Source organism: Actinomycetota bacterium, from assembly GCA_035759705.1.
In the GTDB taxonomy this organism is placed as follows: domain Bacteria; phylum Actinomycetota; class CADDZG01; order JAHWKV01; family JAHWKV01; genus JAJCYE01.
The window spans coordinates 1-10,482 of record DASTUJ010000222.1 but is presented as its reverse complement, the minus strand read 5'-3'; the positions used below and the strand labels follow the sequence as shown (position 1 = coordinate 10,482).

Sequence of the window (10,482 nt, the reverse complement as noted above, 5' to 3'; positions counted from 1 at the left end):
GGTGGCCGGCCTTCTGGAGCTGGGAGCGGGTTTCCACCCGGACCTCAGCGGCAAGGAGAACATCTACCTCAACGGCTCAATCCTCGGAATGAAACGCTCCGAGATCGACGCTCTCTACGACGAGATCGTCGACTTCTCCGGCGTCGGCGACTTCATCGACAACCCGGTGCGCAACTTCTCCTCGGGGATGTACGTGCGCCTGGGGTTCGCCATCGCAATCCAGGTCGACCCCGACGTCCTGCTCCTCGACGAGATACTGGCCGTCGGCGACGCCGCCTTCCAGGCCAAGTGCTTCACCAAGCTCAACGAAACCCGCCGGCGGGGGCGGACACTGCTCCTGGTGACGCACGACACCCACTCGGCGATGCGCATGTGCGACCGGGCGATCCTTCTGGACGAGGGCCGCATCATCGCCGAAGGCCCGTCCCGGGAGGTGGTGAGCCTCTACCAGCAGCGGGTGCTCGCCGAACGGGAGGCCGACCCGGCGGCGCAGGTCCCAACAAGACCCTCCAAGCGGTGGGGGACCGGGGAGGGGAAGATCGCATCGGTGAATCTTTGCGACGCATCGGACACCCCGGTGGACAAGATCTCGACCGGTGATGCGACCGCTCTGAAAGTGGTTGTGGAGTTCAACCGAGACGTCGAAGACCCGGTTATAGGCTTCCAGTTGACCGCCGAGGACGGCAAGGACCTGTTCGGGACAAACACGCTCTCCCGAGACGCCCCCGTGGGGTCATTCGGGCCCGGGGACGCGGTGGAGGTCGTCTTCCGCCAGGTTCTCGACCTCCTGCCCGGCCGGTACATGATCACCGTGGCAGTAGTCGACAACACCGCGTCGGAGCCGATCGACTTCTGGCGTGACTGCCTTTACTTCCGGGTCCGGGGGCTTAGCGGGGACAAGGGCTACATCGACCTGAAGACCGAGATCGAGATAACAAAATTGGAAGTTCCGAGGGTGCCCTCACGCTCGACGATGGTTGACAACCCTCCCGTAGGATGAGGCGATGAGCGCCGTCCCCCACGATCGAAAGGTCGAGCCTTTGGTCACGATCGGGATGCCGGTTTACAACGGGGAAACCCACCTGGCCGAGGCACTGAAGTCGGTGTTGGGTCAGACCTACACCAACCTCGAGGTGGTGATCTGCGACAACGCCTCGGACGATAGAACCCCTGAAATCTCCCGTCACTTCGCCGAAGCGGATCCCCGCATCCGCTACCTCCGAAACCCCACCAACATCGGGCTGCTGCCCAACTTCCTGCGCGTGCGCGACGAGGCCCGGGGCAAGTACTTCGGGTGGCTCGATCATGACGACCTTCTTTCCGATCCGGCCTACCTCGGCAAGGTAGTGGCCCACCTGGAGCGGAACGGCGACATCGCACTGTGCGACACCTGGATTCGTTTCGTCACGGAGGAAGACGATCAGGCTCCGCGGGTGATCGAGTTCCCGGAGCTTCATCCCGAACGCCACTGGCCGGAGTCGAGGCGCGATCTGTTTTGCTGGCCGCACGATTGGCTCGAGATGACCTGCCACGGGATCTTCCGCCGCGCGCATCTAAGCGAGATCCCGATCCCGGAGCGCACCCGCACCGGGCGGCCGCATGTCTTCAACTGGGAGATCGACGTCCTCACCTCGGTGGCATGCCGGGCACGCATTGCCGTGCTACCCGAGGCCCTCCGCACCTACCGGTCCTCCGCATCGTCGACCGCCAGGCAGATGGGCCGCAGCGTCTCCCCCTTCGACGTGCTCCTTCTCGACCTCGAGACCAAACTCACCCTTCTGCTGCGGGCGCTGGGGGCCTCCGGAGGAGCGGCGGACCGTCTGAGGCTCGCCGGCGCCGCGCTCGGTAATTTCACCCGGAACACGTTCCGGCGGCGGTTTGACTACAGATTCGAGGTACGTGAGGCCGAGCGTGAGCTGAAGGCTCTTCGCCGGGCATCCGGCGAACGGGCGGAACTGCTGGACTTTCTTCATCACGAGATCCAGGCGCGGCGAAAGCTCGTTGCCGCCGGAGGGGACGAGATCCCACCGGTCGGGCCGCCCAGCCACATGGGAGCCGATCCAGGAGAGGCGCCGCTCCCGCCCGGAGATCGCAAGCCCTCCACCACGCCGTGGGCGCGCTTCTTCCGCCCGCCCTCGGCGGAGTTGGTGCGCTGGTTTGGCGGGGTCGCCGGCCAGCTGGAAGATTGGAGAAGGCGTTGTGAGGTGCAGCTCGAAAAGATTCGGGCCGCCGAGGGGGAAGCGGCGTCCCTGCTGGCACAGCTAGAGGCCCGGGCAAGCATGCAACCATCGGACCTCGCTTAAACTACTCCGGCCCACCGGAACCAGTCGCCGGGCCGCTCCACGAGAGCCCCACGAACCCGGAGATGCAGTTGCCCGAGTTTTCAGTCATCATCCCAACCCGCCGGCGCCCCGACACCTTGCGCTACGCCCTGCAGACGGCGGTCGCCCAGGATTACCCCGACACGGAAATCATCGTTCACGAGGTCGGGGCAGATCCACTCACAGCTCAGGTGGTGGCCGAGATTGGCGACCACCGGACCCGCCACGTCCAGACAGACGACGGGATATCGATGTCCGAAAACTGGGAGCGCGCGGTCTCGAGCGCCACCGGTCGGTATCTAACGATGATGGGCGACGACGACGGGATCCTCCCCACCGCCTGCTCGGTCGCCGCACAAGTTCTCGAGCGATTTCCCTCCGAGATGCTTACCTGGCACCCGGCGGCCTACTTTTGGCCGAGCTCGCTGGTAGTTGGGCGACAGAACCGGCTTCAGGCCTATCTCCCCGCCTCGGGCTGCGAGAGGCAGGATCCCCGGATCCTCCTGGAGCGCGCCTACCGCTTCCAGGCCAATCACTACTCGATGCCGATGATCCTGCATTCGGTCGTCAGCCGTGAGCTCATAGACAGGGTCAAGCGGTCTTTGGGGTCGTACTTCCACTCGACCGCTCCCGACATCGCATCTGCAGTTGTCGACGCGTTCTACGGGTCGTCCTGCATCCTTGTTCACCGCATCATGTCGATGCACGGGCTGTCTCACAACAGCACCGGGTCGCGGTTGCACTTCACCCGGGACGCCTCTCTGCGGCTGGAGGCGGAGAAGGCGGCCTTCGACGGCTTGAATTTTCACCCGTCCCTGCCAAACACCAGGAACAGCATCCTTTTCGCGGCCAACGAGATGTTGATCATGAAGCAGCGCCTTTTCCCGGATACCGATCCGACGATCAACTACGTCAACCTGATCCAGCGGTCACTCGACTCCCTGAACGCCGGGCTCGACGACTACGAAACCGGTCTTGCCGACATCCGTCGAACTGCCTCCCTCAATGGGGTCGACATGGAGCGCTTCATGATTCCACCGCCTTCGACCGATACGGCCCCACCGGCAACTGGGGTCAAGGCACTGGGCCCCGACTCAATGGTCATCGATATCGACTGCAGCCGGGTTGGGGTATGCAACGTGGCTGAAGCCGCTCGTCTTCTGTCGGGTTTGCTTCCTCCGTTCGTGGCGCCGGTGGAGCTGCCCGGGCCGTCCGAACCGGTTCGAACGCTTTCGCGGGGAGATGTCGACTTCTCGTCCCTGGGCAACGGCGCGCTCGCGCTTCGCTCGGGTTGGGATGAGCCGGAATCATGGGGCGTCTGGAGCGTTGCGAGACGGGCCGACGTGGTTTTCGACCTCGGCCCTCGCGGGGATCGCCCAAGGAGTATCCGGATCGAAGGCCGGATGTTCGTCCATCCGAAGTTTGCTCGTGCAACTGGATCGGTTGCGCTCAACGGGAGGCGCGCCGGTCTGATCGAAGCGAATTGGGAACAGCCGCAAGTCGTGGTCGAGCTTGAATTGACGCGGGCAGATTTTCGCAACGGCAGGGTGGTAATCGAGTTTCGCAACGACGAACCCATCAATGCAGCCGCGCACGGCCTCGGCGTCGACCGGCGTTATCTCGGCTTCGGGCTCGAGAGGATGCTGGTGCGGTAGGGAAGCGTGGGGTGGGCCTGGGAGGCTCCTTCAATTCTCAGGGGTTTGAGTCCTACGACCGGTTCGCCCGTACAAACTCCTTTTCAGGTCCCCGAGCGTTCGATAGACCTCCCTGGTCAGATTTCTGGCCGCCCCGCCCACCGAGCGCACGTTCTCCAACTGCACCAGTAGGGTCTCCAGCTGTGTGCGGAGCGCATCCAGCCCCGCCGCCTGCTCGCGCATGGCAATTGCCTGCTCGCGGATCACCTTTTCTTTGTCCACCAGTGCTTGCTCGGCTTCGGCGAGTCCCGACTCCAGATGCAGGTGATGCTGGGTGCCCCACCACTCCCAGGTGCTCGCATAGGGGCCGCTTTTGCTTCGGAAGAAGAGCAGATTGCCCCAAGCCTCCGGCGGTACGTCGCTGAGGGAGGCGCGGAAGCGAGCGTTGTCGGCGAGATCGTGTTCGACCACGATGTAGTTCGAGTACCCCCGCTCCCGCATCAATTCAACGATCTCTTCGGGCGGATACGGGCTCGGCCCCTGAGGGTGTTCCGGACACCAGAACTCCACGCACACCACCTCCGCGCTCAGCCGGCCGGCCCCTTTCAGCACCTGGAGGTCGTGGCCCTCGGTGTCGATCTTGAGCACGCCCACCTTGGGGGGGAGCGCCCCCAGCTCGACCAGGTCGTCGATGCAGACCGTCGTTACCTCGACGATGTCTCCCTTGCGATGGAAGTCGTCGTCGCGGAGGACTTCGAGGCTGTGGTAGAAGTCGTGCGCCTGCTCTCCGTCGAGAGAGGTCGCCAGGTGAAAGGCTTTGGTCCCGGAGGTGTCGCTCATGGCCTCGGGATGAAGCACTACCCGCTCGTTGTGTCCAAACTGGGACTCGAGCCACTCAAAGCTGGACGTGAACGGCTCGAACGCATCGATCCTCCAACCGGCCTGGAGGAAAGGCAGGAACATGGTTCCCCTGTGGGCGCCGACGTCGACCATCCACTTGGGCTCAATCTGGTCCGCCAGCACCCCGAACAAGCGCACCTCGGCATTCTCATTCTCCAAATGTCGGCTCTCATCTTCCTCGACAGTAGTTTCAAGAGGCTATATCACTGGCTCCTGCCGGGCCGGGGAGCGGCCGCCCTCGACAACAGTTGACCTGCGGCTAATACAGGTCGTCCAGAGCGATCTTCGCCACCCGTTCCGGAAGGTCCACCGGCGGCCCCTTGAGTACCGTTCGGGTTGCGTTGCAGGTTGCCGTCGGCTCGTCCAGGACCAGCGAATCCGGGGCGTCGTAGTTCGGCGGGTCAGACCCGGTCCGGTCGACCTGCCTCCAGTTGAAGCGGGCCGTGTACTCGACGATGCTGACGGCATCCTTCATCCAGGGGTCGTTGGTGGACGCAACCTCGTTCGTCGCCCGGCACGCCATCGCGATGCGGCCGAGCAACCGCCCTCCCGCCCTGTGGTGGTTGCCGCTCAATGCATCCAGCGGAGCGAACTGGAAGTAGCGCAGGGCGTACTCGAGCAACCCGGCCGACGGCAGGAAGAACGTCGTGGGGTCGGGTGAGAAGCGACCCTGGGCGTTGAAAGCCATTGAGGGCTCCGCTTCGATCATCCCCAGCGTCTCGACGATGAGCAGCCCCCCGGTGCGGAGCAGCGACCGGGCCATTGCCAGCACGTGCATCGGCCCGTAGCAGTGGTAAAGGACCCCGGACAGGACGACGATGTCGAAGTTGGCGAATCCCCGTTCCTCGAGGTAGGGAGCGGTCTGCTCGTGCGTTAGCCCCGGAAAGTAGTCGAACTGCGCCCCCGTGTAGTGCTTGACCGCCTCGATCCGGTCGTCGCAGTTGAACAGGTCGACCGCTACCACCGGTGACGCCTTCCGGCGACTCAGCAGAACCGGAACCGCAGCCTCCATCGTCCCGATGTCCAGGCAACTCCTGCCCTCGACCTCGGTCCGGGCCAGCAGCTTGCGGGTAAGGCCGATGTTCCGGTGGTTCGCGCCCGGGGTGTAGACGCCCGGAAGCAGCTCCATGCTGTAGTACCAGTCCTCGGTGAAGAAATCGGACTGCTCGATCTCTTCTCGAGAGGTGGGGAACCGGGGGCTGGGCATCGGGGCCAATCCTACTCGGGGCGCCGTCAGACTCCGCCCCAGGTCTTGAAGGGGAAGTAGAGCAGGAAGGCGACCACGACCAGGGCGCCGTAGTAGGGCACCGGGTCGAACCGCGCGGCCCGCGTCCAGCGGGAGAAGAGGTAGGCAACCGCCAGGTAGACCGCCGGCATCACCGAGACCATGTAGTAGATGTGCCCGGCAGACTGGGGCCGGAACTTGTAGATCGCAACAAACGTCAGCCAGGTCCCCAGGAACCAGGCCAGCGGGACGAGTGGTGCGCTCACCTTCTTTTTCCACGCCCGGTAGGCGGCGAAGGCGAGACCGGGAATCGCCAGGAAGATGATCGCCGGGTTCAGCAGAGCCTTGAAGTGGATCCGGTCGGAGCTCCAGAGCCCGAACTGCGACCAGGACCGGACCTCGCCCCGGGTCGAGGGCGCCCGGTAGTAGGAGATTGCCTGGCGGTTGGCCAGCCACTCCCACGGCGCCGAGTGCGGAGCCAGGTACAGATCCTGGTCCTGCCGGCGGATCAGCGGCTGCGGGCCCGGGGTGGGCGCTACCTCACCGGCAAGCGCCGGGCCCTGTTCGGTCACCAGCGCTCGCGGCTCGATGATGTCGGTGATCGAGCTGTCCAGGCCCGAGCCCTGGAACGAGGTCAGCATCGCCCTGGTGTGCTCCACCGGGTTGTTGAAGTTGGTGAACCTGAGGTCGAGGAGGTACAGGACGCCGAGATAGGAGGCGACCGCTATCCCGCCGGTCAAAGCCACGATCTTGACCTTGGGCAGGAGGGCAGCGAGCGAGCGCCTTATCGGCGAAGACCCATCCCGAGGGGCCGGCGACGCGGCCTGGATCGCTTTAAAGAGCTCGTAGAAGCCGATTATCAGCAGCGGGAAAAACCCCACGAGCTTCACACAGGCGCCGACCCCCAGGATCACCCCTGCCAGCGCCGGGCGACCGTCCAGGTACACGGCGCAACCGACCAGCATGAACGCAAGGACCAGGATCTCGAGGGTCCCGATCCTGCCGTGGATGAAGAACATCGTGTCCGCCGCCATCAGCGAGCCGGCCCCGAGCGCCACCCATGAGCTGAACCCCGCCGACCGGGCCAGCCAGTAGAGAGCCAGGATGGCGTAGCTGCCGAACAGCAGGCTGGCGAACCGCCACCCCAGCGGGTTGTCCCCGAAGGTGCGAATTCCCATGGAGATGAGCACCTTCCCCAGGGGCGGATGGGCGAAGTTGGGGTCGAGCCCTGCGGGCGAGGCGGCGTATATCTGATCGGCGGCCATCCGCACCCCGATCATCCGGCGGGCGGCGTTGACGTAGTAGTTCTCGTCGAAGAGCAGAACCCTCGGCCGGGCGATCCACGCCGCCCGGGAAATCAGGCTGAGCAGCGAAACCGCGACCAGCAGGCGAATCGGGGCGGCGGGAGAGGACAGGAAGGAACGAATAGATCCGGCCCGCGTGCCGGGACCGCGGGTTCGGTCGGATGAAGCCGGGGCTGAAGGGACCCTGAGTTGCGGCAAACCGGTTAAGGCGCGGCCGGGGCGGGCCGCATGTCTGCCGGGATTCGCGGGGCCAGGGTCGGATCATTCTCGACGGCCTTCCGGAACTCCTCCCGGCCCTCGTCGGGCTTGTTCAGCTTCTGGGTCAGAAGAAAGCCGTAGTTGAGGTGCGCCGGGCCGTTGTCCGGATACTGCTCGAGCAGCCGCCGGTAGGTCTCGGCAGACTCCTCGGCCCGGTCCGTCCGCTCCTGGAGGATGGCCAGGTTGAACAAAGCGGGAAGGAATTTGGGATCTGCGTCGAGGCTCTTTTCGTAGAGGCCCTCGGCCTTCTCCATGTCACCGGCTATCTGGGCGGCCACCCCCAGGTTGAAGTTGGCGAGCTTGTTGTTCGGGTCGTTGCTGAGGACCTCCTCGTACAGCCTCTCGGCTTCGTCGGTGCGGCCGGCCTTCTGCGCGGCTACCCCTTCATCGATCTTGGCCTGGAGGGTGTCGTCCCGGCGGGGGCTGAACCAGATCGAGGAGAGGACGACCCCCAGGGCGGCGAGGATGAGCAGTGCCTTGCCCATCGAGAGCCTCGAACGGGGCGCCGCCCCCTCCGTGCCGCGCCCTTTCCGGTGCCGGGGTCTTTCCGGCGATTCGGCTTCGGGTTCTGTCGCGGTTGTGGCCGGGGCCGCCGCGGCTGCTGCAGCGGTCTCCCGCTTGCGGGCGCGCTTTCCGACTCCGCCCTTTCCGCTCTTGGAGGGGCCCGGCCTGGTCGTTTCCGGGGAGTCGGCCTCGGGATCCAGGGTTTCCGCGGACTTCGAAACGGCGGGCTCCGGGGGTTTGGCCGCCGCAGCGACGGCGGGCTGTTTCGGCGTTTCGGTCGGAGCGGGGGCCGCGGGCCTGGGGCCGGCCGGAGCGCCCGGTGCGGCGAGCGGAGCCGCCGGTGCCGCCGGTTTGGCGCCGGCCGCAACCGGGGACGAGACCTCGAACAGATCCGCTGCCGAGACCCGGGACCCGTCGATCCGAGCGGACCAGACGGCCTTCCACGTCCCCACCGGCGCGCCGGCCGGAACGGGATAGTTGTAGAAGTAGACCCCTTTGCGGCTGCGCGCGGGAACCCCGTTCGAGACGATCACCTCGCCGCTGGGATCCACGATGTCGATTCGCGGAGTCAACGGGTCGGTGGGTTCGTCCCCCGAGAAGAATTCGGCGGGCAGCTCGATAGTCTTTCCGCTCACAACCTTGAGGTCCATCTCAGCGTCCTTACGCGAATGTTCCGAAGAGTTCAGCCGGCCTGGTCCGGTTCATTATCGTCGCCCCGCAAACTCTTAATCCACCAAACCGCAGTCTCGGGCCCGGAGCCGTCCCCCCGTTCGCCGCACACCGGTTGTGGGAGGTACCATCACCGATGGGCTGCCCGGCCCTACAACCCTTGGGAAGGCAGCCTGATGATCGTACGCAAGACCCCGGAGCAGGTGGATCTCATGGCCCGCGCCGGGAGGGTCCTCGCAGAGGTCATCCGGGAGATGGGCGAGGTCATACGGCCCGGCGTCACCCTCAAGGAGCTGGACGAGATGGCGGAGCGTTCCATGCGCCTTCGGGGCGCCGTCCCCTCGTTTCTCGGCTACCGCGGCTTTCCGGCCAGCATCTGCGCGTCACCGAACGAGATGGTGGTCCACGGGATCCCCGACGGCCGCAAGCTGAAGGAGGGCGACATCTTCTCCGCCGACTTCGGGCTGATCCTCGAGGGGTGGCACGCCGACAGCGCGTACACGTTCCCCGTCGGGAAGGTCTCGGAGGAGGCCCGCAGGCTGCTCCAGGTGACCCAGGACGCCCTGGCTGCCGGCATTGCCTGCTGCAGGCCGGGCAACCGACTGGGGGACGTCGGCCACGCCATCCAGGAGGTCATCGAGGACGCCGGGATGAGCGTCGTCAGGGAGTTCGTCGGGCACGGCATCGGCCGCTCGCTACACGAGGACCCCCAGGTGCCCAACTACGGCAAGGCGGGCCGGGGCCCGGTCATGGAGGAGGGCTGGGTGATGGCCATCGAGCCGATGGTGAACACCGGCGGGTGGCAGACCAAAACCCTGGACGACCAGTGGGGGGTGGTGACCGCCGACGGGAGCCTGTCGGCCCACTTCGAGCACACGGTGGCGGTGACCGTCGACGGCCCGAGGATTCTGACTGCGCTCTAGCCGAGCTTCAGCAGGTCGACCACGAAGATCAGGGTCTCGTTTGGCTTGATCGAGCCCACGGCCCGGGACCCGTAACCCATGTTCGGTGGAATCACCAGAAGGCGGCGGCCTCCGACCTTCATGCCGGACACGCCGTAGTCCCAGCCGGGGATGACCTTGCCTGCGCCGAGCGGGAAACCGAACGGCTCCCCGCGGTCCCACGATGAGTCGAACTGCTCGCCGGTTGAGTAGGAGACGCCCACGTAGTGAACCGAGACCCGTTCGCCGGAGACCGCCGTAGGGCCGGTTCCTTTGACCACGTCGGTCGAGTAGAGCTCCCTGGGTGGCGGTCCGCTCGGAGAGGGGACCTCGGGCTTGGTGTCCATGTCGGAGGAGATGTCGAAGGGTTCCATGTGTTTCAGACTATCGGGCGGACGCGAGAAGCGGGTACGGGTTAACCGGGCGGCCGCCGCTGGGGTGCCACTCGAAGTGGACGTGGCACGGGCCGCCGCTGGCGTTCCCTGAGTTGCCGTTGACCCCGATCACCTGGCCGGCGGACACCGGCTTGCCGGCGCCGATTCCCGGGGCGTAGCCACGCAGGTGCGCGTAGAAGAAGACGTCGCCGTTGCTGGCCCTAAGGTAGAGCGAGGTCCCGCCGGCCCCGCTCGACGCGAGCCGCTGGATGCTGCCGTCGGTAACCGCGATCACCGGAGCGCCGCAGGGCGACATGACGTCCGTTCCCTGGTGGCTGCGACCGCCCGAGCG

At 65.7% G+C, this 10,482-nt stretch carries 10 protein-coding genes; 4 read left to right on the top strand and 6 right to left on the bottom strand.

What is annotated here, in order from left to right:
• The 3 genes from VFV09_15565 to VFV09_15555 form a co-directional block, all read left to right on the top strand.
• Positions 1-1,000 (top strand): Wzt carbohydrate-binding domain-containing protein (locus tag VFV09_15565; protein ID HEU4869128.1); only part of this gene is annotated, 1,000 nt, incomplete at its 5' end.
• Between the two features lie 4 nt (positions 1,001-1,004).
• Positions 1,005-2,303, top strand: coding sequence for a glycosyltransferase family 2 protein (locus VFV09_15560; protein ID HEU4869127.1), 1,299 nt, complete (start codon positions 1,005-1,007; stop codon positions 2,301-2,303).
• Positions 2,304-2,371: 68 nt separating this feature from the next.
• Positions 2,372-3,976, top strand: a complete 1,605-nt coding sequence (locus VFV09_15555) for a glycosyltransferase family A protein (protein HEU4869126.1) — start codon at positions 2,372-2,374, stop codon at positions 3,974-3,976.
• A gap of 30 nt (positions 3,977-4,006) precedes the next feature.
• On the opposite strand, the gene VFV09_15550 is transcribed toward VFV09_15555, so the two are convergent.
• The 4 genes from VFV09_15550 to VFV09_15535 form a co-directional block, all read right to left on the bottom strand.
• The gene (locus tag VFV09_15550; protein ID HEU4869125.1) at positions 4,007-5,014 is read right to left on the bottom strand and encodes an FkbM family methyltransferase; all 1,008 of its coding nucleotides are present in this window, start codon (positions 5,012-5,014) and stop codon (positions 4,007-4,009) included.
• Between the two features lie 100 nt (positions 5,015-5,114).
• The gene (locus tag VFV09_15545) at positions 5,115-6,062 is read right to left on the bottom strand and encodes a DUF1698 domain-containing protein (GenBank protein HEU4869124.1); all 948 of its coding nucleotides are present in this window, start codon (positions 6,060-6,062) and stop codon (positions 5,115-5,117) included.
• Positions 6,063-6,088: 26 nt separating this feature from the next.
• Positions 6,089-7,582 (bottom strand): phospholipid carrier-dependent glycosyltransferase, encoded by a 1,494-nt coding sequence (locus VFV09_15540; GenBank protein HEU4869123.1) that lies wholly within the window; start codon positions 7,580-7,582, stop codon positions 6,089-6,091.
• A 5-nt stretch (positions 7,583-7,587) separates the two neighbouring features.
• Entirely contained in the window at positions 7,588-8,796 is a 1,209-nt protein-coding gene (locus tag VFV09_15535; protein ID HEU4869122.1) for a tetratricopeptide repeat protein, read from the bottom strand.
• 195 nt (positions 8,797-8,991) lie between these two features.
• On the opposite strand from VFV09_15535, the gene map reads away from it, so the two are divergent.
• Positions 8,992-9,738, top strand: coding sequence for a type I methionyl aminopeptidase (map, locus tag VFV09_15530; GenBank protein HEU4869121.1), 747 nt, complete (start codon positions 8,992-8,994; stop codon positions 9,736-9,738).
• Here map and VFV09_15525 read toward each other — a convergent pair.
• Positions 9,735-10,130, bottom strand: coding sequence for an FKBP-type peptidyl-prolyl cis-trans isomerase (locus VFV09_15525; GenBank protein HEU4869120.1), 396 nt, complete (start codon positions 10,128-10,130; stop codon positions 9,735-9,737). The genes map and VFV09_15525 overlap by 4 nt on opposite strands.
• A 10-nt stretch (positions 10,131-10,140) precedes the next feature.
• Positions 10,141-10,482 (bottom strand): M23 family metallopeptidase (locus VFV09_15520; protein ID HEU4869119.1); only part of this gene is annotated, 342 nt, incomplete at its 5' end.